A 23,678-nucleotide genomic window follows, 5' to 3' on the forward strand; every position below is an offset into this window, starting at 1 on the left:
AACTATTGATGATTCTGTTCTGTTAAGTAAATCAATTTGACAAGTCTTCCATTTTTTTTGAAACGATAACCTTATAGGTCGTACTTATTGGAACTTTGTTGTTTTCAATGACCAAATGTGTTCTGGTGGCTTTGGCAACTCTATGCAAATTAGCAATGTATGACTTATGTGTACGCTGGAAATTTTCCGTTAATAGGGTAGAAATATTGATTAGTGTTTCTGATATCAGGTACATTCTTGAATCCGTAAAGATTTTCAAATAGTTCCCAAAACTTTGGATATACAGAATCGTATCAAATGGAACATTAACAGGAAGACCGTCATGTTTTATTTGAAGTTCTTCACTTTTATGATGTTTTTTGGCGGGAACTAATTGAGAAGCTGAAACTCGGTTTATAGCTTTCAAAAAGCGCTCAATTTTTATGGGTTTCAATAGATAATCAACAACACCGTAATTATAACTTTCCAGGGCATATTCTGAATACGCCGTCGTTAAAATTACCTTTGGTGGTTTTACAAGGGAACTGAGAATTTCCATCCCATTAAGTTCAGGCATTTCTATGTCCAAAAAAATTAGGTCCACCTCATTCTGTTGGACGAAGTTGATAAATTCAATTGGGTTTCCGGTACTAAGCACTATAGTAAAACTGTCAATCTTGGCACAATACTCTTCTATGACTTTACGAGCTAATATTTCGTCATCTATAATACCTACCTTAATCATTTACTTTAAGCTTTAAGGGTAATGGTTAAGTTCACTAAATATGCTTTTTCCGAATCTTGAATCTCTAAAACATGGGAATTGGGATACAGGAGATTTAAACGTCGTTCCACATTTTCCAATCCCATTCCTGCTCTTTTGGATTCAGAGACTATTCTAGGTTTGGAATTATATACAGAAAATTGAAGTTTGTTTTTTTTCATGGAGGCTGAAATATCAATGGCACTCTGTTCATTTGTACTCTGGGCTCCATGTTTTATGGCATTTTCAACAAATGGAATTAACAACATTGGGGCAATCGCATAGTCCAACAAATCGCCTCCAATGACGAATTCAATGGCACAGCGATTACTGAGTCTTTTTTCTTCAAGTAGTAAATAGTTTTCTATGAACTCAAGTTCTTCTTTTAATAAAACCGTATCTTTTTTAGCACTTTCAAGTTGATATCGCATCAACTCAGAAAGCTGCATGACCACCATGGGAGTTTCCGGCGATTCTTGTCTGGAAAGGGAATAAATACTGTTCAAAGAATTGAATAAAAAGTGCGGATTTACCTGTTCCTTTAAATAATTAAGTTCTATTTCCCTGTGTAATTTTTCTCTTTCATCTGTTTCCCTTTTGGTAATGATGTTCCTTCGCAAAAGAAATGCAGCCATTCCAGTTCCTGTAGTATAAATGAGAAAGAAAAAGAATTTGGAAACCACCTCCCATCCTTTTTCATATCCCTTAACATATGAGCCTAAAAAAATGCTTCCAATGAGGAGTAGGCCATATACTGAATAGTGTCGCTTATCCAAGAAATAAGGAATGAGAACAAAATGATTCACCCAAATAATGACCATTATAATGGTAGCATAATTAATGCCATGCAGGTAAAAGGAAAGATCGGTATCAAATTTGTCTTTGACCGTCCAAATGCTTAAAATTTCAAGAAGGGTCACGAGCAAGAATGCACCAACATTGATCAGTACGGTATTCTTCAAAGACCTTTTGAACATAAAAGCATCAATTAAAATTTTATAAAGGTACTACGTCTAAATAGGAGTTCCCATAATTTCTTACGAAAGCCAGATATCAATTATGAAATCGTTTCGTCACTTAATTCCCGCTTTTGTCCTGATTAAAACTTCCGACACGAATTCTCCAATACATTTATCCAACGGCTAAATAACAAAGCCAGCTAGGTGTCAGGACTTAGCAGAATAACAACACGAAATTCCATTAAAAGAAGATATTTATGAGAACAACCCGATTGGTAGTGCTGATAATGATTTTTGCACATACCACTTTTGCACAGAAGCAAGAGATAAAAGCAAAGACCCATAATAGGGAATGGCCTTCTTTAGAAGCAAAACATTTCAAGGTAATACCCATAAAGGATTCGGAATTGCGAAGGGACTATGAATTGTATGTAAAATTGCCGGAATCGTATTCAAAAAATCCCGACAAACTCTATCCTGTCCTTTATTTCACTGATGCAATATGGCATCTTGAAATATTGTCCGCTTCCACTGAATACATGCTGGAAGATATTATCCTGGTTGGAATATCCTGGCAAAAAAATAGCAGCCAAGACCTAAAAGAAGAGGTCGGGGAACATGTGAGTCGTTTCCGGGATTATAGCATGCAGGAATCAAAAAAGCCAGAAATCCAAAACAAATACCAACTTGGTCAAGCCAATAAACATCTCGACTTCATCCGGAACAATGTTATAAAATACATTGAAGGTAATTATAGAGCTGATTCACGCAGTCGTACCTATTTCGGTTACTCATTGGGTGGTGAATTTGGTTCTTATGTGCTACTGAGCAAACCCGATACCTTTGATAATTACATCATTGGAAGTCCATCTATAAAAAATGAAGTTCCTTACCTCGCAGAACTCAACACCAAGTTGGATTCAATTTCATCAGATGAGGATAATAGTTTACATGCCAATGTTTTTCTTTCTTATGGAACCCAGGAAAGTGAAATGGTTGAGCCTATCCAAGGGTTAGTAGGAGTTCTTAAAGGTAGACGGGACAGAGGTTTATCTTTACAAAAAGAAGTTATTGAAGGTAATCATCAAACAGCTTTCCCCATGACTGCTGTACGAAGTGTAGCATGGTTAACAACAATAATGAGTCATGTTTCAAACCATTCAGATGAACTTCCTTTCTTTGATACACCACAAATCAACAAAGCTTTCCTTAACGCAACTCCCGAAGATAAAAACGATGGTATTGAAGTAGGCGAAGTAGGGATTGATGGTGGGGATAAGAAAATGATACAAGAGGTAGCAGAAGAAATCTCAGATAAAAAGCATGGTTTTTTTGATAGCTTCCTAATTTATCAAAAAGATAAATTAATTTTTGAATCCTATTACTCTCGTGGTCGTATAAATCAACCTCACCCTCAAGCGTCAGCTACTAAGGCCTATACCTCTTTAGCTCTTGGCCGGGCCATACAAATGGGATTCTTAACTATGGCAGATTTAGAAAAGCCATTGGTCAGTTTTCTTAAGGAATTGGATTCGTCAAGATTTGTTAAAGGTACTGAACTCATAACTTTGGAAAAGGCATTGACTATGAGTACCGGAATAAGTATCCCGGATGAACAATGGGAAGCCTTTAAGAAGGACCCAAGCCAGATACAAGGGCAACAGCTGGTGCAGACAATTCTTGAGCATAGTGCGCCTATCACTCCTGACACCCAAAAATTTGTATATGGTACAGGTCCCGATTTGATAATGCAGGTAATTGAAGCTGTTGTGCCAGGGTCAGCTGAAGATTTTATCAAAACAGAGCTATTGGACAAACTAGGAATTACCAACTACAAATGGCAAACAGCTCCCAGTGGTCTACCTGAGGCTGGATGGCGGACCAGTATGACCTCCCGCAATATGGTAAAGTGGGGAATGTTGACCATGAACCGCGGTAAATGGGAGGGCGAACAGCTTGTTTCAAAAGAATTTATCGATAAAGCTCTCAGTAGAATACTATTGACTGGTGACGATGACGTTTACGGTGGCGGTAAGGACGTCTCCAAGCAAGGTTATGGATTTTATTGGTGGAGCGCAGATCTAAAAGTTGGCGACAAAACCTATTTCTGCAGATCGGCACAGGGTGGAGGAGGACAGTATATTATCCTCATAGATGAACTTGACCTATTGGTAGTAGTAACTGCACATGACAATGAAAACAAGACCCTGCAGTTGATGGCCGAGCGTATTATCCCAGCTTTTTTGTAGGGATTCCAAATTGAAATCTTTTGGAGAAAATATGTTCTTTATTGAATAGGATAGTACTATTTTCAAAGAGAATGTTAAAAGATTTTAGGAATAAACAATAAAAGAGTGCTATTATTAAAAATAGTTATGCTTAAATTGTTTGAATTGGTGATTCAACAAAAAAACAGATTTTTTAGTAAATAATTAAGGTTTCAAGAATGATTACGGGAACAAACGCTTAATTTTATGCAAGTCGCTAATTCAAAACAACTTACAATGAAAAATTTAATAGTCTTTGCATTTCTTGCCATTTTTGGTGGAAGTGCCATTTATGCACAGGGAACAGTTCATGCAGCTTGCGAAGCTAGTGTTGTTGGTTATACAGAAACGAGGAATGTTTCCAATTTTTTCACTTTTGCTGATTTAAAATCAACAAACGCCCAGGTGTCAACCACACAGCTTTCGAATATTCTTGGAAGTCCATATGTAGTTGAAGCTTTTCAAAAGGGTTCACTGTTTTATGGGGAAGAACGTTTAGGCACTTTTTACGCCAGATACAACGGCTACAACAAAGAAATCGAAATCAAAAAAACGAATTCCACTGAGGAAGTAGCAAAGGCGTTGGTTAATGATAAAATGCTAAGGTTTGTTTTTAACAATCAAAATGAGATGAGGCTTGTGGCGTTTATTGATAAAAAAGGAAATAGGCTTGAAGAGTACTTAGTGACTAAAAGCGACGGAGGCAGATATCAACTCATGGAAAGACCTCTAATAACCTATAAAGAGGGAAAAAAGGCAGCTAATTCACTTATGCTCGATGTTCCAAGTAAGTTTGTACTGCGTACCGAACTTTACGTAATGGACCTTGCTACCAATATTGCAAGCCTTGTGCCTAGTAAGAAATCTAAATTGATAGATTTCTTTGATGAAAGTGAGAAAATCCAAGTGGCAGCACTCATCAAGAAAAAGTCTTTAAACATCAAATATGAAAAAGATTTGCTCCAGATTTTTGATTTTGCCAATTCTATTGATAGGGATATAGCATATAAACAATAATGCGATAGACTTTAGGATACAACAATAGGTACGTTTAACTAACGCTTAATAAATAGTAAAACTTCAAACTAAGTTCAAATCTAGCTTTTATTAAGCTGTATAAATCCTTTGAATCACTTCGCACCATGTGGTTAAGTGGTGAATGATGGCTTTAAATCAAGGTAAATGATAAATGTTGTGGTACACCTAGATTTAGAGGTTATTACCACTGCTATCGTTAGGTTGATGAGCTTCTAGCAGTTACTGTAGAGCTTATATCCCATTTTTTAATATGACTAGCAACCTAATTTTAAAACTATTCGAATAAATTTAATAGTAAGCAAATAGAAGGATTGTCGACCAAAAGCCAAAATTAGGTAATGAGGCAATTCATTTTGGTTTCTATCATTTTAGTTAGCGCGACCATACATCTTTCCGCTCAAAAAATAAATATGATATACGAGAATCAGGTAAAGTACTTACCAGATGGTTGGCACAAGTTCGTAGAAAAAGAGGTTTATTTTGATGTCGAAGTGAAAGATGGAAGTATGGTCAAAGGAATTATTGTTTGGTTTGATGGTGCCAAATATTCCGGTTCCTTGTTTGGAGACATTATTTCGGGTAACGGAACCTACACATGGCCTGATGGGAGTCGTTACGAAGGCGGTTTTCAAAATAATGCCCGACATGGAAGAGGAACGATGATAGAGACCGATGGGAGTAAATGGGGTGGAAAGTGGAAGGCCGATCAGCGAAATGGACGAGGGAAAGTCTTTGATCAGAAGGGGGCTCTAGTACAAAAAGGATATTGGGAAAATGATGAGTTCATTGGAGAAAAGAAAAGGAAAAGCTAAAATCAAGCTGCATTTCGTTTTAGCGTAATTTACTCTTATCTCACCTATTGCTAGACTCATTTGTCAATTGGAATTTTGGATTCAAATTTTTTGCAAAACCTGCAGAATTAATCTGTAGTTTTAGAAGAGTCAAAATATCCAAACACCAGTATAATGAGACAAGCAATTACGCTATTATTGGTCATCCTTTTTACTTCCTGTAATAATTCTAAGACTAACTCGGAATTCAATCTACCTGCAGATGGGTTAAAAGAACCCGTTGAGATTGTAAGGGATGAATGGGGCATTAATCATATTTATGCCAAGAACCAGCACGATTTGTTTTTTGCACAGGGTTATGCGGCAGCAGCAGACCGACTTTTTCAATTTGAAATCTGGAGAAGACAAGCAACTGGGACCGTTGCAGAAATTCTTGGAGAAAAGGAGTTAAAACGGGATATCGGTACGCGTTTGTTTAAGTTCAGAGGCGACATGATCACTGAAATGAATTATTACCATGAGGATGGCGCTGAGTTAATCACTGCATACACCAACGGCGTCAACGCCTATATAGAAACAATTCTCAAAACTCCTGAAAAACTACCGATTGAGTTTAAAATTCTGGGTATTGAACCCCAAAAGTGGACCCCTGACGTAGTAATTTCAAGACATCAGGGACTTTTGGGAAATATAGGTCAAGAATTGCAAATTGGACAGGCTGTAGCTAAGTTAAGTGCGGAAAAGGTCAAGGATTTATACTGGTTCCATCCCAAGGAACCTAATTTAACGATAGATTCCAAAATTAATACGGACTTGCTATCGGATGATATTTTAGCATTATATAATGCCTACCGAAAACCTGTGAAATTTACCAAAGATGATGTTGTCCCAAACTTTCAAAACAATAAAGTAGCGGAAACTGTAGCCTCTGCATATGAGGACAAAAACGACATGTATAGCATAGGTAGTAATAATTGGGTTATTACTGGCAATCGTATGGCAGATGGAAAAAGTTATATGGCCAATGACCCACATAGAACCATAGCTGTTCCTTCGCTACGTTATATGGCGCATTTAGTCGCACCAGGATGGAATGTTATTGGAGGGGGAGAACCTGAGATTCCGGGAATTTCAATCGGACATAATGAATATGGAGCCTGGGGACTTACTGTATTTAGAACGGATGGTGAAGATTTGTATGTCTACGATATTAATCCCAACAATCCCCATCAATACAAATACAAAGGGGAGTGGGTGGATATGACAAGCATAACTGAAAACATAAAAGTTAAAGGAAAGGAAAATCATACTGCACACTTGTTTTATACTCAACATGGACCTGTAACTCATATTGACAGCATAAATCATGTGGCTTATGCAGTACGTTGCGCATGGTTGGAACCTGGAGGGTCACCTTATTTGGCTTCTTTGCGTATGGATCAAGCAAAATCCTGGGAGGAATTTCGAGAAGCTTGTAACTATAGCCATATACCAGGGGAAAATATGATATGGGCGGATAAAGAAGGAAATATAGGTTGGCAGGCCGTTGGGATTGCTCCGATTCGTAGAAATTTCAGTGGTCTTGTTCCTGTTCCGGGTGATGGAAGCTATGAATGGGAAGGCTATTTACCCATAATTGAAAAGCCAAATGAGTACAATCCTGCCAAAGGATATCTGGCAACAGCCAACCAAAATGTCACCCCTGAAAGCTATAACCATTGGGATGCCATTGGTTACTCATGGTCCGATCCCTATCGCGGAGACAGAGTGAATGAAGTATTGGATTCAGAGAAAAAATTGACAATGGAAGATATGAAGGCCCTACAAACCGACTATCTCTCCATTCCAGCGCGCACTTTGGTTCCAATGTTGGAACAACTGGTTTTTACAGGAGTCGCTGAAGAGGCAAAAGAAAGATTGGCTAACTGGGATTATAAACTGGAAGCTAATTCAATTCCTGCAGCCATTTATGTCGCTTGGGAAAATCAAATTAAGGATTTGGCGAATGAACAGTTCATACCTAAGGAAGGAAAAGGCATTGTTCCAGGGATCCAATTGGCTCGTATCATGGAATGGCTAAAAGCTCCTGATGTGAGGTTTGGACAAAATCCTATACTCGGCAGGAACGAATTCTTAAGCAACGCTTTTTACAATGGGGTAGAAGACTTGCAAAAAAGGCTAGGAGAGGACATGAACCTCTGGCAATATGGACAAAAAGATTTCAAACATACTTATATCCAGCATGCCTTAAGCAATGCTGTAAACGACTCGATGAAATCAAGACTAAATCTTGGGCCTCTGCCTCGTGGGGGGAATGCTTATACACCAGGTTCCACTGGAAGTAACTTAAGACAAAGTAGTGGCGCTTCTTTTCGCATAATTGTGAACACTGGTGATTGGGATGCTGCTTTGGGCTCAAATGGACCTGGACAATCCGGCAATCCAGATAGCGAGTTTTATGACAATTTGTTTGAGCCCTGGGCAAATGATGAATACTTTCCCGTGTATTATTCCCGTAATAAAATTGATTCGGTTGCCGTGAAAATTACAAAACTGATTCCTGTAGAGAAACAATAAATTGATGCACATTTGTACGTCTGTTAAACTCAAAAATCAAGTATAGTTGGAAAAAATAAAAATTGGTATTATAAATGTGTCGGACCGTGCCAGTCGTGGAGAATATGAAGACTTACCTGGAAAAGAAGTAAAACGACTTCTAAACCTTTGGTTAACCAGTTTATGGGAAGCGGAGTACGCGGTTATTCCAGATGAGCAAAGTTTACTGGAAAAGGAATTGATTAACATGACCGATAATCAGAACTGTTGTCTAGTAGTTACAACAGGTGGTACAGGACCGGCCGTACGGGATGTGACCCCTGAAGCAACCATAGCCGTCTGTGAAAAACTACTACCTGGGTTTGGCGAGCAGATGCGACAGGTAAGTTTACAATATGTACCCACTGCAATTCTCTCACGTCAGACCGCTGGAATTCGTGGGAAAACTTTGATTTTGAACTTACCAGGCAAACCAAAATCCATTCGAGAATGTCTTGAAGCCGTATTTCCAGCTATTCCATATTGTATTGATTTGATTGGCGGACCTTATTTGGAATCAAATCCTGAGGAAATGAAGGTATTTAGACCTGGCCAGCGGTGAATACATAGATCAAGGACGTTACCTTGTTTTTTAAATTCATTTCTACTTGGTGGAAAACATTGTTCTTAATCTTTTTCCCCTTTCGTATAGTCAAACCAAAAAGTTACTCTTTGCAAAAGTAATTATTCAAACCTAAGATTTAACTCAAGCAAAGTTGGTATCTAGATTGTCTTTAGTATCCATCTGGATAAGTATTTCTATATCCATTTTACCACTTTTTAGGCGTTCCGGGAAAATTGTCCATCCACTTGCGTAAAATGTCCATTCATTCGAGATGAACTGAGTTGCACCTTTGTTGTGTCGATAATGACGAACAATTTAAAACTTAAAGATATGACACGTTTGAATGCGCTTAATCCGGAAGTAGCGACTGGAAAAACCAAAGAACTTTTTAATGGAATCCAATCCAAACTGGGTATGGTGCCCAACATGATGCGTACCATGGGAAACTCTTCTGCTGTATTGGAAGGCTACCTTAATTTAAGCGGAGCCCTTGGAAAAGGAAGCCTTGGCAGTAAACTGGGAGAGCTTATTGCCTTGACCGTAGCTGAGGCCAATCAATGTAACTACTGCTTATCGGCCCATTCGTTTATTGGTGAAAAATTGGTAAGGATAGACGCTGATTCCTTGGAACAAGCACGTGAAGGTAAAAACAGGGATACCAAAATTCAAGCTGCACTGGCTTTTGCACAAGTTTTGGTGGCCAAACGCGGACAGGTTTCAGATGAGGATATAGAAGCTGTTAAGGCTGCCGGGTATACCGAAGGAGAAGTAGGGGAGATTGTGGCACATGTTGCGCTTAATGTTTTTACCAACTATTTCAACAACACGGCTGATACCGTAATCGATTTTCCCGTTGTGGAAGCCGTTGCTACCATTTAAAAAATTCTTTAACTTAAAAAATAGAAAAATGAAAAATTTAAGATTTATTATGATGTTTACAGTGGCCCTTATCTTCGGAACAACCGCAGAGGCCCAGATTGATCCAGTGGACGGCAACGGTGTTGCCATAGGCGGATACGATGTAGTATCCTATTTTAAAGACGGACCAAAGCGCGGTTTCGAGGGCTTTTCTGCCAAACATAAAGAGGTTACCTATTACTTTTTTACAAAAGAGAACAGGGATGCATTCCAAGAAGCACCAGAAAAATACCTACCCCAGTTCGATGGTTACTGTGCATGGGGTGTGGGTGCCAAGCAGGCTAAGTTTCCCATCGACCCGGAGTCCTATGACATTGTAGATGGCAAACTATACCTCTTTTTTAATGCGCCCTTCCAGGGAGAGCGTTTCGAGACCATCCTTGACTGGAACAACCGTACTACCGAGTTAAAAACCGCTGCACATAAATATTGGCCAACCGTTAAGAACCAGTAATAGTGCCTTCATAAATATAAGGTAAGGGCCGACCTGTGTTTAAAGTCTGGGTCAGCCCTTTTGTTTTTAAAAAATAAAATAGAAAGACATGGCAATTGAAAAGAAATTTCCACTACCTCCCTTCAATGAAGAGACAGCAAGGGAAAAAGTACAACTGGCAGAGGACGCTTGGAACAGCCAAGACCCTGACAAGGTCTCCAAAGCCTATACTGTGGACACCGAGTGGCGCAACCGTTCACAATTCATCAATGGAAGAGAAGAGGTGGTTGCATTCCTGAGCGATAAATGGAATAAGGAAAATGACTATAAGTTGAAAAAGGAGTTATGGGCCTTTTCTGACAACAGGATAGCGGTCCGATTCGAGTATGAGTTCCGTAACGCAGAAGGTCAATGGTTCAGAGCTTATGGGAATGAGAATTGGGAATTTGATGAAAACGGCCTGATGAGAAAACGCTACGCCAGCATCAATGACTTGCCGATTGAAGAAAAAGAAAGAAGGTTATAACTATCTTAGTACTATGGATGTTTTTAATACAAATACCCTTGTGAACGAACAGACCGGGAATCTAGCTTTCAAGCTTTCCAATTTTGAGGACAATTCCCAGTTTGACCACATACAGCGTTTGAATTATTATTCCATAGTTTGGATACGAGAGGGCAGGGGCAAAGCGAAAATTGATATGGTAGAATACAATTTCGAACCAGATACCCTTTTCGCTCTGACCCCATATCAACCCTTCATGTTTATTGAGGAAGTCCCTTTGAAAGGGACTGTTTTGAATTTCCATCCCGATTTCTTCTGTATCCACAAGCATCATCAGCAAGTGGCATGCAATGGTGTACTTTTCAACAATATTTACAATTCCCCTTTTTTGAAGGTCGATGAAATGGCTAAAAGGGAGTTTGACGGACTGTTCGAACAGATGTACAACGGGATAAATACGGCTGGAATGGCCCAGTATGAGCTCTTGGTATCCTATCTAAAGATTTTTCTTATCTCAGCTTCCAGGATTAAGGCTAAGCAACAACCCGAAGTCACTGATTCGGTCGAAGAGGATGAAGGCCCTTTTGTACTCCAAAAACTTAAGAATCTTATTGAACAGTACTTTAAGTCTAAGCACTCGGCTGGGGATTACGCGGAGATGTTGAACATCAGTCCAAAGGCTTTGGCCAAAATTGCGAAGTCGCACTTTAATAAAACGATGACGAATCTCATATCGGAGCGCATTATTATAGAGGCCAAGCGTGAACTGTACCTAACGGACAAATCGGTTAAACAGATTGCTTATGAGCTGGGGTATGAGGACGAATACTATTTCAGCCGCTTCTTCAAGAACAATGTGGATATTTCGCCAAAATTTTACAGGGATACCGTGGGCTTTGCCAGAGCTAACGCATAGTTTAACATTCCTCTTAACCGGATTTCTGAAATATAGAACAACCTTTGGAATGAAACTGAAACCTCTTAATAATAGGTCACTCTACCGTTGGATTGAAGGGCGAATAAGTGTATAGTTCCCAGGCTCCTCTGTAATGACCTTCTGTACGTATCCACTTGGTGGTACGGAATTCCCAGAAAACACCTGTTTCTCCTGAAACGGCAAGTTCTTTTTCCGAATCCCTACCGTATAGTACCTTAGCTTCTCCCACTAACTGCAGCACCGTCCCCGAATTATGGTCCATGAAAAGCAGCCCAGTTTTTGGATATTGATGAATGTTCCCAAGGGTATTGAACAAATTGTTCCCAGGGTAGTCTGGAATCAAAAGTGTACCATCGGGGCTTACAGAAACGAAACCATCATTTCCTCCTCGATGCGATGTGTCTGTTCTCCCGTCTTTGTTTCGGGAAGAAACATAAAAGGTGTTACTTCTAGAAATGATATCAAGTTCATTTGGGCCAAGTACAGTACCCTCAGGCACCTCACCTAAATCGGCATCAAAGGTATTGTCAAGTATCAACTTTCCTGCTTGGATATATTTAGGACAATTACCATAGGACTCAACCACTTGCACTTTGATGACCCCATTTTCTTTAACCACGCGGCCATTGACCCTAAAACGGGTTCTGGATTCATGTTGAATAAATAGGAAGCCCACTTCGGTATTGGTTTCAATGTTTTGGAAAAAAACATCACTTTTGGGGCTTTTGATTTTTTCTGGATGTATTATCAATTCGTTACGGTTTGGCACCTTTAAGAAGCCTAATTCACCATAAAGAGCCGACGACCAAGGTTGCCCAGATGCATCGGTAGTTCCTGCAAATATTAAGGTCTGCAGTTCAATAAAGGGTACCATACCAGGAAAGATGACTGGGGTAATCATTCTTTTCAATCTATTAGCCTCCTTTTCTTTTCCAAGCTTGCGTTGAACCGCCAGTTCACCTTCATGAAATACCTCTTTTTCCATGTTGTCTTTGTCGGATTTACATTTAACTACTTAATCACTTTTAAGCATATTTTGACAATGCTTTGATTATTCAAAGTATTTCGCCAAATGGCCAATACCAGTGCAATTGTATGCATTTGTTATACTTCATCATTTTTGATACTAAACCGCTTAATATAAAGGTATTAACATTTTAAAATGTAAACAAAAAATCATTAAAGGATAATGAATTTTTAGAAACAAAAAATACATAATTGACCTAACCTTATTATATCACTAAACTAACTCGCTTTATAGGTCAAGGTAGTTTTGGGTCCATTAAACTCGAATTGTTCAAAACTCATCTTGAGTTCTTTTTATCGAAAAGGGAATCTTACTCAATTCCCGCCTTTTGTGTTAGACTTTCCGCCTTTTGTATACTTTTTTCAGTAGTAGATTAAACAATTTTGTTCTCGAAAATGGAAGCAATGGCTACTAAGCAGTTTAAAATATTATCCATAGCAATACTGACACGGTTTGTGATTGGCCTTGCTATTATATGGTTTTTTGCAGGCTTTACCCCTAAAGGAAAGTATGATTCAAAAGGTGACCTTACTATCTTTCAGATTACCCAATCCTTTGCTAACATTTTTGTTGTTGAACAAGACGGTAAGCTACTAATGATTGATTCGGGCAATCCCCACAAAGGGGAGGTTTTGGAGTCAAAGCTAATGGATATTGGAATTGACCCCTCTACCATTGATTATCTGATATTGACCCATGCGCATCCAGACCATGCAGGTAATGCACATTATTTCAAAGAAAAATTTGGAATCAGAATATTGGTCGGATTTGAAGAGGAAGAAATCATCAAAGCTAAAGGTACGGACAAGAACCTCTGTCCAAGGGGCCCATTGGGTCTATTGATAAAACAAACACACGCAAAGAGAACGTATGAGGAATTTGTTCCCGATATCCGGGTTAAGGATAGTTTTGACCTTTCGAGTATTGGCTTTAATGGTTTTGTCCAGCTCTTACCGGGACATACTCCAGGTTCCCTATATGTTGAAATGGGAGATGCAATTTTTGTTGGCGACTTAATTCGTGGACAAACTTTGAACAAGAAAAAACCAGCTTACCATCTTTTCATGTGCAATTTGGAAGAAAACCTGAAACAAATCAAAAGACTTGCTGATAAGACCCACATTAAAATGTGGTATCCAGGTCATGGCGGACCATTGTCAGCTAAAAAAGTTAGAACATTCATAGACAACAATTGAAATAACCATCATGAAAAAATCGAAAATAGGCGCACTAATCATAATTATGACCTTAGGTTCAGGACTGTACGCCCAAGACGGTAACTCGAAAGGACAGTTCTCCTTCGAAACAGCCATACAAAGCTGGTTGTCCTCGGGGTATTCTTTTAACGCCTATTACCATTTGCCCGAATCACATTGGAGCTTAGGAGTAGGAGGAGAAGGGGGCAATTTTACCTCTGACTTCAGTACCGAGGCCATTTTTGACAACGGGGATTTATTGGACGAAGTTGATTTACCATATTTAATTCGCGGAGAAGTGAGATATCACTTTAAAAAACATCAAGAAGGTCTTTATGGTAGTCTACGCTTTGGTTATGAAGAATGGGAAATCAGGATTGAAGATGAAACGGCAGATTTTGACAACGCTTTCATAACCCCTACCATAGGATATATTTGGTATCCTTGGGAACGGAGCGGTTTTTCAGTTCATCCCTACTTATCGTTCATTTTTATACTGGATGGCGACGAACCCCAACCCCTAAGCAACACCGATTTTGAACTTAACGGATTGCTTTTAAATCCAGGCATTACGCTAGGATGGAAGTTTTGAGACTTTACACGACGAAACTCTCTAGTACCGCCCTAAACAACAATAGTTCCCTTATGATAAAAAACAATGTATCAACAAAGAAAAATAAAATGAAAAAAGCTATGAAAATTACAGGAATTAGTTTGGGCACAGTATTGGCCCTATTCAGTGTCTGGCACTTAGCACAAGGCCAGTCCATTGCACCCTCTCAAAATGTATCCCCGAATTTTAAGGGGCGTTTATTGGCCATTTCCGATGCTGATATGATTGCGGGGGCGTATGCCAACGGAGAGCTAAACAAAGTCAATGGAATTGAAGATGAATTGTTGTTGGTTGATGGTTCAGGTGATTCGTCAAATCCCATGGAGCCATTGCACGTGAGCAATTCGGTTATTTCGTGGCCTGCCATTCTTGAATGGAACCCTACAAATCAACTTGCTTACGTGGCGGAAACTAGGTCGGTTCACAAGGGAGATGCTCAAAAAATGGGGAATGTTTTTACTGATTTCCCGGTTGGAAAAAAAATTACGGTAGTTGATTACACAAATGCCGCAACACCAAAAATAGTACAGGAAAAAGAAGTTGGTGAAAACATTCAAGGTGTTAGCATCAATGCGAGCGGAACTTTACTGGTATCTGGTTCTACTACAATAGGAAAAGAATTGGTAGTAATGGGATTAAAAGAAGGACTTATAGAAAGTGTACAGTACTTTACTCACGAAGACATTTCCACAAAGGACACAGGTAATGGCGGCATACGGACTATAGAATTTCATCCAACGAAAAATATCATTGCGGCAAACCTTAACAATACCCATTTGATATTTTTTAAAATTACAGACAACAATGGTACCATATCGCTTTCACAACTGGGCAAAACCATGGAGGTGGCCAAACGTTGGAGTGTGGGGAATTGGCATCCTTCCGGTAAGTATTTTATCCTTTCCGATCTCAGATGGGGGGATGGTCTGGGCCAGATTACCCATGGAAAAGGAAAATTGGTATCCATAGGATTTGATGAGGGAGGAAATCATACAATCATTGATAAAGAAAAGGTCGGCCTTAGTCCAGAAGGATTCGATATCAGTCCAGATGGCAACTACGCGGTCACCGCCAATATGAGAAGAACTTGGGCACCTAAAAAGGGGTTTTGGTTTGTACCTGCACGAAAGGAATCGTCACTGTCACTGGTGAAAATCAATCCGGATACCGGAGAGCTGACCAAAGTGGGCAAAGATTATGGCTTTGAGGGCGCACTTCCTGAGGATGCTGTGTTCGATTTGGAGAATAATACCATCGCCGTTGCTGTCTATCACGATCGTAATGAAGAATTTCCTACTGAAGGTTGGATTGACTTTTGGGAGGTAAAGGATGACGAATTGATCAAAACGGAAAAACAACTAAAAGTGGCCCGTGGAGTACACAATCTATTATTAATCAAATAAAAATTAAAATTGCTATGAAAAGTATAAGAATTAAAACTATACTAATAACCCTGGTGGTATTTGCAGGTTTTGAAATCTACAGTGTGAAGGCACAAGATGCTGACCCTCACATCGACAAAGGAAGTTTTGGCATTAGTACCAATCCAGCCTATTTTGCCCTTGGAGGGTATAGCGTACGAGGTATTTATCACCTGCCAAAACGATGGTCATTTGGTCTAAATATCGAAGCAGGATTTGAGCTGCCCGACGATTTTCGGGACCTCTTTTTCAACGACAATCAAGCTATTAATGTGGATTGGGATTACTTGGTTGCAGCAGAAGCAAGATACCGATTTAGTAAAGAGAGCTATGATGCTGGTTTTTATGTAAATGGAAGTGTGGGCTTTGAAGGCTGGACAGTCAATGAAATTGCTTCGGACGCAGACACTTCTTTCGATAATTGGTTCTCATCATTTGGAGTTGGCTATACCTGGTATCCGTTCAAAAAGAAAAACTTTAATGTTGGGTTGAATTATAACATCATCTTTATTTTAAACAATACGGACGACCAACAAGTAGGCGATACAACTTTTAATATAGAAAGTGTAATACCTCCCACCCTCATTCCGTCCAATATCCTAATTGGTTGGAGATTTTAAAAAACTGAAGTATGTCAAAAACAAAAAGAATCACACATATCCCAAAGTTTATAGATCTGTGCAAACTAGCAGGAGTTGAACCACAACACCCGCTAATCGGTATAATACGTTTGGAGAACATTCCTGCCCATGCCAAGGAAATGGGCATGCTTTCCTTGGGTTTTTATAGTATTAGTTTAAAAAAGAAATTGAAGGGATATATCGAATACGGCAGGAAAACCTATGATTTTCAAGAAGGTGTGTTAGGATTTGTTGGCCCCAACCAGGCGATATCCTTTGATCAATGTGATGCTAAAGAATCTGAAGGTTGGGAATTGTATTTCGACCCTGAATTATTAGCAAACTCAAAACTGGCGGATGAGATAAATGATTACGGTTTCTTCAATTATGAGACTCATGAGGCCCTGCATGCCTCCAAGAAGGAAGAGGAGCAGATGGAACAGATTTTCCAGAATATCTTTGATGAGTACGTCCTGCCCATAGACCAGTTTAGTAAAGAGGTTATTTTGTCGAACATTGAATTGTTGTTGACCTATAGTAAAAGGTTTTACAAAAGACAGTTCATTACCCGAAATGATGCAGATTCTTCAGTTGTTGCTACTTTTGAGAAAGAACTGAAATCCTTTTTTTCGCAAAGCGACCTACAAGAAGTAGGCATTCCTGAAGTCAGTTATTTCTCCAATAAACTCAATCTTTCATCAAAATATTTAAGTGATATGTTAAAAGACCTTACGGGAAAGACCACTAAAGAACATATTCAGTTTCAATTGATAGAAAAGGCAAAACACCTACTACTGGGAAGTGATAAGTCAATATCAGAGATTGCCTATCAGTTGGGATTTGAATACCCCCAATACTTTAGCAGGTTTTTTAGGGAAAAAACAGGTGAAAGCCCTAAAAACTTTAGAAAAAAGGTATAAATGTAAATCCTTTTGGTACAGGAATTTCTCAACGCTCTGCACCTATCAATAAGAAAGCAATGGGTATGGCGCCTTTTTTTTACGCTTACTACAGTACCAAAATATTCTAAAACGTACAAACTGTACCAAAACAAGAATGATATTGTGTTTTAACGTCTTCATTTATCTTAAAATATCCTTCCTAAAGGTACGAGTTGTCAACTATTCGTCAATGGTCGTTTGATTGGCTAAAAAGTCTATTCGTATGATCTTCATCATTTCATATTCTGTTTTCTGAGGGTAATTTCGACCTGTAATTCGCAAACCCGGGAAGTTTACACTATTCTTTTGACTCCTCTAAACGAGTATTACCTAGACTCAAAACAGTATTTTGACTTTCCCTACAATTTGCAGGTAAATTGAATCGGCATGAAATACAACACCATTGTTATCGGCGGTGGGCTAGCAGGATTGACTACAGCAGCTACCCTCTCAAAATTTGGAAAGAAAGTCCTACTGTTGGAACAGCACTACAAACCCGGTGGTTGTGCAACAACTTTTAAACGAGGCGATTTTATTGTCGAGGTAGGCCTGCATGAAATGAGTGGTCTGGCAGAGGGAAGCAACTTAAGCAATATCTTCAAAATGCTTGAGGTGGACAAGAACGTTGAATTTCTGCAAGTCCCTGAGTTTTATGGTGTACTATCCGATAAGGAAGATTTTGTTCTTCCCCATGGTTACGGGGCTGCAACTAAGGCGCTGGTGGACAAGTATCCAAACGAAAAAAAGGCTATAAAGAAGTTTATGAAACTTATTGCTGGGATTCGCAAGGAGTCCATGAACCTACCACGGTCTCCTTTCATGCGAAAGTTAATCTATCCCTTAATGCCCTTGCTTTCTCCAAACTTGGTAACAGCAACCCGGGAGACTATCGGTTCCTGGCTAGATAAAAACATAAAAAGTGAAGAACTAAAATTGGATATGACCGCCCATGTTGGTTACTGGGGTGATGATCCTTATAATTTAGCCTTGCTTTACTTTGGGCTACCTCTTGCAGGTTTCATAGAATGTGGTGGACACTTTGTAAAAGGTGGCTCACAAGAATTGTCCAATAGTCTAGCGGCCTTTATTGAAAAACAAGGGGGCACCGTGCTATTAGGAAAAACTGCAGAAAAGATTGTAACCGAGAATGGCAAGGCAACTGGAGTTACTTTTCGCGATGTATTTGACAAAGAAGCACCTTCAGTCACCATAAGCTGTGACAACGTAGTGGCCAATGCGGCTATCCCTACTGTGCCTGATTTGTTGGACGAGCCCTATGCCAGTGAGCTTAAGAAAAAAATAGGTTCATATACCAACTCTACTTCGCTCTTGTGCATGTATCTAGGCTTTAACCAAAAGGTAGATAAGTTTGGGGTTAAGTATTATTCGAACTTTATCAAAGGTGATGACGTTAAGCGATTAAGAGATGTTCACCCTAACCAATTGGGGGATTGGAAAAAGCGTAGCTTCATCTTTGTGGATTACAAGAAAGTCGATGCAGGACTAGCACCTCCTGATAAGGCTGCTGGGGTGATATGTGCGATTGACCATCTCAGGTCTTGGGAAGGGCTAAGTGAACAAGATTACAAGGCTAAAAAGGAAGAAGTGGCAGAAACCTTGTTGCAACGTTTAGATGATAAGTTCCCGGGTATTCGAGAAAGTATTGAATATTATGAGGTCTCAACTCCTAAAACTATCAAACGCTATACCCTTAATCCCAGCGGGGCGGTTTACGGTTTTGCCCAAACCCTTCAAATGACAGGAGGTAAGCGATTCAGAAATAATATCCTGATACCCAACCTGTATTTTGCATCAGCCTGGGCCTTTCCAGGAGGTGGTTTTGAGGGAAGCATAACAGCAGGATTCTTAGCTGCCTTACAGATGACCAAAGACAAGATATGGTCTGATGTTGATGCGGAAAAATACGTTGACCATCGTGTAGTTAAGTTCAAATCATCTAAATTAGTAGATGACAATACCATTGAATTAAACTTCGAAAAACCGGCTGGGTTTAAGAATGAAAATGGCGAATACACCATACTCAAACTTAAGGACCCTAAGGTCATGGAGTTGGATTTGCCCTATCGCTGGCTTCCTTTGACTTCAAATGGTGAAGATGAACAGCTTAGATTTCAAATGATGAATGATGGTAGCAGCTTTGCTAGAAGTTGTGAGCAGATGGAAGTAGGGGATGAGGCAATTGTTTTTGGTCCGATGGTCTAATTTTAGCCTGGTCAAAACACCAATCTCCATGAGGCTCATCATTCTCTCTGAAGGCATAGTTCGCCAACCGGCTATTGGGGAAGTATCTTGTTTTTTGGATAGTCCTTGGGGGCTTTGCTCTTCCCAAATCATATTTTACTCTGACGGAATTATAATTTCAACAGCTTTTTTATAAGATGAAACCTTACTTCGCGGCATAATTCTAAATTAAATGATATGCTTAAGAAGTATCCTGTTCTTAAATGGAGTTTAATCAGCTTGGCTTCATTATTAGTATTGCTGTTTGGTTTTGGTGTGTGGTTTATGAGTCTCATTCCCAAAAAAGAAGAGCAAATAGACCATACCAAAGTTGAACCTAGCGAATTACCTTACCTTACCCAGAATGTACCCAACCATAGAGGAAGGATACTGGCTGTAGTGACTAGTGCTAAAACCATGGGAACCAGTGGTAAAATCACCGGTTATGAGCTTACAGAACTATCACGCGCTTATTATGTATTTCAGGCCAATGGTTTTGAGGTGGACATTGCAAGTCCACAAGGCGGCGAGCCTAAAGTGATTATTGATGATGAAGATATGGGTGAATTTGATTTTGCCTTTTTGAACGATAGCGTTGCACAAAACAAGACCAAGAACACCATACCGGTGGAAGATATTTTCCCATCAGATTATCAAGCAGTATTCTTTGTTGGAGGTAAGGGTGCCATGTTCGATTTTCCTGAAAATAAAGCCATACAGACCATAATTCGGGAACTATACCAATCCAATAAAGTGGTTGGGGCGGTTTGCCACGGTCCAGCAGCCCTAGTCAACGTTACTTTGGATAATGGCCAGCATTTACTGGAAAACAAAACTGTAAGTGGGTTCACCAACAAGGAAGAATTGTTGTTGATCCCTGAGGCCAAAACCATTTTCCCCTTTCTGTTACAAGACAAATTGGAGGCACAAGGTGCTCAGTTTAATGAAGGTGCGATGTACTTGGAACAGATAAGCCATGAGAAAAATTTAGTGACGGGGCAAAATCCTTGGTCTACCTGGAAATTGGCGGAGACAATGGTCCAAGAGATGGGTTATACCCCAAAATATAGGGCGTTGACTCCCGAAGAAAATGCTGTTGAAGTTTTAGTGACTTATGAAACTTCTGGTTCTCGAAAGGCAAAGGCCTTAATAGAACAAATGTATACGGAAGAGAAGGTTGAAATAGAACGCGTTCTCATTGCCAAACACAGTTTAATCGCAGCTATGCAAGGTAACATTGGTAGGTTCTTTGGCTTGGTAGGCTTAACCTCTTATACTAAAAAAATAGCTCAAAAAGGATGATTCCAAAACAAAACTCTCATAACGAAAGGCGCATGAACTCTTAAGAGTCCTGCGTCTTTGTGTGTTAAATATTTCTATTTTCGTCAAAACGTTGACTTTTGAAGGTATCGGATGTTGTATTGATTCTTCTTAGTAGTGCTGGGCTGTTGCATGGAATGCTCTGTGCATTTTATCTCATCTTCTTCAAAAAAAGAAAAAGCCTTTCCAATCTTCTTTTAGGGTTGATTTTGATTTTTATGGCATTCAGGATAGGAAAGTCAGTGCTACTAAACTTTGGGCAGGGGTTGGAGCCCGTTTTTATATTTATTGGACTTACTTTTCTCTTGTTAATTGGACCTCTAATTCGCTGGTATGTGCTTTGCATGACCAGCCCTAATTTTAGATTGCTCAAAATAAATCTGTTGGAATTGGCTCCATTTGGGCTGATTTTTGGGGCCAGTCTTTTTGTAACCCGCGGATGGTATGAGAATAGCGAATGGGTTATTGTAATCTTTTCGAGCGGACTGATTTTTATATATCTCCATTTGGCTTTTTATATTGGCTTGGCTTGGCGTGAATATCGGTTAGCACGAAAGAGACATCCCAAGGAACATTGGACAAAGTCCCAAAAAGCGGTTTTTCATTGGTTACATCTGTTGCTAATAGGCTTTATATTGATTTGGGGCATTTATGTACTGAATATTTTGGATGATGCCGTACCCTACGTCATTGGCCCTTTATTGTATTCTGTGGTTGTTTACTTTTTAAGCTATAAAGCGTTTGAACTTCGAGCCACCGATGTAGATGGCATGGTTTTCAAGGAAAACAGCAATCAATTGCTTTTCACATTTGTAGATAAACTTGTAGTTGGCGATAAGCTATACTTAGAACCCGACCTTTCCTTGTCTAAACTCAGTGAACTATTGGGGAAGAGCTCACAACAGATATCCTCAGCGGTTAACGAATATGGTAAGCGCAATTTTAATGACTACATCAATTATTACCGTATTCAAGATTCCAAAAAAAAGCTTTTGGATGCTACAAATGATAAGTACACCATTTCATCTGTTGCCTTTGATGTCGGTTTTAGCAGTCTATCTTCTTTCAATGGGGCTTTTAAGAAATTTGAGGGTACGACACCATCTTCCTTCAGAAAACGGGGAAGTTTGACTTAAATCTTAACTATTGTTTTTAGGATAAATGCATTTTCTTATCTCTTACCGATTTATTTTCTTTTTTGAAATTTTGGGTCCTGGGCAAGATTTCTTTTTCTATACTGGTCAAGCTTCACTCTTTTTCTCCAATTTGTGTAGGAGGCGTCTTTGTTTGACTTTGTGAATTCCAAAAACCCTTTCAGTGTTTCAAAAAACGTCGATGGATCATCTTCATAGGGAATATGGCCAGCACCTTTTACCAACATACTTTTGGCATTGGGGAATTGGGCCTTCATCAGTTCATGTTTTTCTGAAGAATAGGCCAAATCCCATTCGCCATCAATAATAAGGGTGGGAATAGGGCAATCTGCAAATGCATCCTTGAGATCATAATTGAAGTAATCATTAAGCATGCTGGTATAATAATTTTTATCGTGGACAAATTCATACCTAGCATACATGGCCATATCCGTTACAGTCCACTTTCTTAGATGTCTTCGTTTCCAATCGCCATTCATAAAAGCATTGAACAACATTTTTTTTTGCAAATTCGGATTTACCGTTTCAGAATGTATTGGGAATACCCTTTTACCATTAAGGGAATACACTTCTTCAATTCTATTGCGTTCTTCTTGAGATTGATAGTCATACTGTCTTGACCCCAATCCAATATCAATTGACATCGGTAGCGCTGAACTTACCAAAACCATTCCCAACAAGCTCTCTGGATACTTTAGGGAATAAATCTGAGTTATTGCTCCGCCAAAAGATAATCCTAGAACAACCCATTTTTGTATACCTAGTTTCACTCTAAGCTTTTCCAAATCGTCTACCGCTTGTATTATGCTGTATTCCTCTTCTTCTGGTGTTCTTTCTGATAATCCTACTCCTCTAAGATCATAGTAAATCACCCTTGAAAACTTTGATGCCTTTAAAAAATGCGGATGGAAGTAATGGAGACTGGTACCAGGGCCTCCGCCTACCAAAACCAGAGGGATGCCTTCTCCTATTTCTTCAATCCATAGATTCACATTGCCAACCAGTTCAAACCTTCCGGTTATACCCAGAATTTCCTCGTATCGCTTTACTACGGGTATCGGAAGATCATTTTCATACACCATGCTATTTCTATCAAAGATGGTTTCTTCCTTTAAATTACCCTTTTTATCCAACGACTGTAAGTAACGCTCCATTAGGGGTATACTATTATTCCTTTTAAGAACGGTACTATTGTTATCAAAATCAAAAATGGTTTCTTGAGCATGTAGTTTATCGAGCGCAATAGAAAGGGCAATAAACCCTATAAAAAAAAGAAGTATTCGGATGTTTTTCATGTGGATAAGTTTAGGCTCCAAATTATGCGTAGTGGACCTTTTTAACCTATGGATTCATGAATTGGAAAACGATTTATCAGATTTATTGGAAAAGCAATAA

The 23,678-nt window shown here is 39.2% G+C and carries 21 protein-coding genes; 17 read left to right on the forward strand and 4 right to left on the reverse strand.

The features are described from left to right. Positions 1-31: 31 nt before the first annotated feature. Together CLV81_RS16190 and CLV81_RS16195 are read right to left on the reverse strand one after the other, a co-directional pair. Positions 32-724 (reverse strand): LytR/AlgR family response regulator transcription factor, encoded by a 693-nt coding sequence (locus CLV81_RS16190; protein ID WP_106146357.1) that lies wholly within the window; start codon positions 722-724, stop codon positions 32-34. 5 nt (positions 725-729) lie between these two features. Then, positions 730-1,719, reverse strand: coding sequence for a sensor histidine kinase (locus CLV81_RS16195; protein WP_106146359.1), 990 nt, complete (start codon positions 1,717-1,719; stop codon positions 730-732). A gap of 239 nt (positions 1,720-1,958) precedes the next feature. On the opposite strand from CLV81_RS16195, the gene CLV81_RS16200 reads away from it, so the two are divergent. The 9 genes from CLV81_RS16200 (at position 1,959) to CLV81_RS16240 (ending at position 11,729) form a co-directional block, all read left to right on the forward strand. Then, entirely contained in the window at positions 1,959-3,950 is a 1,992-nt protein-coding gene (locus CLV81_RS16200) for a serine hydrolase (RefSeq protein WP_106146361.1), read from the forward strand. A 255-nt stretch (positions 3,951-4,205) separates the two neighbouring features. Further along, complete coding sequence (locus CLV81_RS16205; protein WP_106146363.1) at positions 4,206-4,985, forward strand: hypothetical protein; 780 nt, start codon at positions 4,206-4,208, stop codon at positions 4,983-4,985. A 359-nt stretch (positions 4,986-5,344) separates the two neighbouring features. Next, positions 5,345-5,818: an MORN repeat-containing protein gene (locus CLV81_RS16210; RefSeq protein ID WP_106146365.1), complete on the forward strand. Its 474-nt coding sequence runs from the start codon at positions 5,345-5,347 to the stop codon at positions 5,816-5,818. Positions 5,819-5,971: 153 nt separating this feature from the next. After that, the gene (locus CLV81_RS16215; RefSeq protein ID WP_106146367.1) at positions 5,972-8,374 is read left to right on the forward strand and encodes a penicillin acylase family protein; all 2,403 of its coding nucleotides are present in this window, start codon (positions 5,972-5,974) and stop codon (positions 8,372-8,374) included. 46 nt (positions 8,375-8,420) lie between these two features. Further along, positions 8,421-8,954 (forward strand): molybdopterin adenylyltransferase, encoded by a 534-nt coding sequence (gene mog, locus CLV81_RS16220; RefSeq protein ID WP_106146369.1) that lies wholly within the window; start codon positions 8,421-8,423, stop codon positions 8,952-8,954. A 333-nt stretch (positions 8,955-9,287) separates the two neighbouring features. Next, complete coding sequence (locus CLV81_RS16225) at positions 9,288-9,836, forward strand: carboxymuconolactone decarboxylase family protein (RefSeq protein WP_106147656.1); 549 nt, start codon at positions 9,288-9,290, stop codon at positions 9,834-9,836. Between the two features lie 28 nt (positions 9,837-9,864). Further along, positions 9,865-10,329 (forward strand): YHS domain-containing (seleno)protein, encoded by a 465-nt coding sequence (locus CLV81_RS16230; RefSeq protein ID WP_211298017.1) that lies wholly within the window; start codon positions 9,865-9,867, stop codon positions 10,327-10,329. An 88-nt stretch (positions 10,330-10,417) separates the two neighbouring features. Continuing rightward, positions 10,418-10,834, forward strand: a complete 417-nt coding sequence (locus tag CLV81_RS16235) for a nuclear transport factor 2 family protein (protein ID WP_106146371.1) — start codon at positions 10,418-10,420, stop codon at positions 10,832-10,834. Then, positions 10,809-11,729 (forward strand): helix-turn-helix domain-containing protein, encoded by a 921-nt coding sequence (locus tag CLV81_RS16240; protein ID WP_245912066.1) that lies wholly within the window; start codon positions 10,809-10,811, stop codon positions 11,727-11,729. The genes CLV81_RS16235 and CLV81_RS16240 overlap by 26 nt, the downstream gene beginning before the upstream one ends. Before the next feature lie 76 nt (positions 11,730-11,805). Here the strand turns inward: CLV81_RS16240 and CLV81_RS16245 are convergent, their stop codons facing one another. Further along, complete coding sequence (locus tag CLV81_RS16245; RefSeq protein WP_106146373.1) at positions 11,806-12,735, reverse strand: PNPOx family protein; 930 nt, start codon at positions 12,733-12,735, stop codon at positions 11,806-11,808. Positions 12,736-13,181: 446 nt separating this feature from the next. Between CLV81_RS16245 and CLV81_RS16250 the strand changes: the two genes are divergently transcribed. From CLV81_RS16250 to CLV81_RS16285, 8 genes are all read left to right on the forward strand, one after another. Next, positions 13,182-13,973: an MBL fold metallo-hydrolase gene (locus tag CLV81_RS16250; RefSeq protein WP_158259140.1), complete on the forward strand. Its 792-nt coding sequence runs from the start codon at positions 13,182-13,184 to the stop codon at positions 13,971-13,973. Positions 13,974-13,983: 10 nt separating this feature from the next. Further along, entirely contained in the window at positions 13,984-14,565 is a 582-nt protein-coding gene (locus CLV81_RS16255) for a hypothetical protein (RefSeq protein ID WP_106146377.1), read from the forward strand. An 89-nt stretch (positions 14,566-14,654) separates the two neighbouring features. Then, positions 14,655-15,989: a lactonase family protein gene (locus tag CLV81_RS16260; RefSeq protein ID WP_146129920.1), complete on the forward strand. Its 1,335-nt coding sequence runs from the start codon at positions 14,655-14,657 to the stop codon at positions 15,987-15,989. Positions 15,990-16,003: 14 nt separating this feature from the next. Then, positions 16,004-16,627, forward strand: a complete 624-nt coding sequence (locus tag CLV81_RS16265; protein ID WP_106146380.1) for an outer membrane beta-barrel protein — start codon at positions 16,004-16,006, stop codon at positions 16,625-16,627. A gap of 11 nt (positions 16,628-16,638) precedes the next feature. Continuing rightward, the gene (locus CLV81_RS16270; protein ID WP_106146382.1) at positions 16,639-17,547 is read left to right on the forward strand and encodes a helix-turn-helix domain-containing protein; all 909 of its coding nucleotides are present in this window, start codon (positions 16,639-16,641) and stop codon (positions 17,545-17,547) included. 408 nt (positions 17,548-17,955) lie between these two features. Then, on the forward strand, positions 17,956-19,791 hold the full coding sequence (locus CLV81_RS16275) for a phytoene desaturase family protein (protein WP_106146383.1): 1,836 nt from the start codon (positions 17,956-17,958) through the stop codon (positions 19,789-19,791). Between the two features lie 216 nt (positions 19,792-20,007). After that, a complete protein-coding gene (locus tag CLV81_RS16280) occupies positions 20,008-21,111 on the forward strand; it encodes a type 1 glutamine amidotransferase domain-containing protein (protein WP_106146385.1) in 1,104 nt (367 codons plus the stop codon). Between the two features lie 98 nt (positions 21,112-21,209). Next, positions 21,210-22,265, forward strand: a complete 1,056-nt coding sequence (locus CLV81_RS16285) for a helix-turn-helix domain-containing protein (RefSeq protein ID WP_106146387.1) — start codon at positions 21,210-21,212, stop codon at positions 22,263-22,265. 50 nt (positions 22,266-22,315) lie between these two features. Here the strand turns inward: CLV81_RS16285 and CLV81_RS16290 are convergent, their stop codons facing one another. Beyond that, positions 22,316-23,578: an alpha/beta fold hydrolase gene (locus CLV81_RS16290; protein WP_106146389.1), complete on the reverse strand. Its 1,263-nt coding sequence runs from the start codon at positions 23,576-23,578 to the stop codon at positions 22,316-22,318. Between the last annotated feature and the right edge of the window lie 100 nt (positions 23,579-23,678).

The sequence above is a fragment of the Flagellimonas meridianipacifica genome, from assembly GCF_003001695.1.
Classification (GTDB): domain Bacteria; phylum Bacteroidota; class Bacteroidia; order Flavobacteriales; family Flavobacteriaceae; genus Flagellimonas; species Flagellimonas meridianipacifica.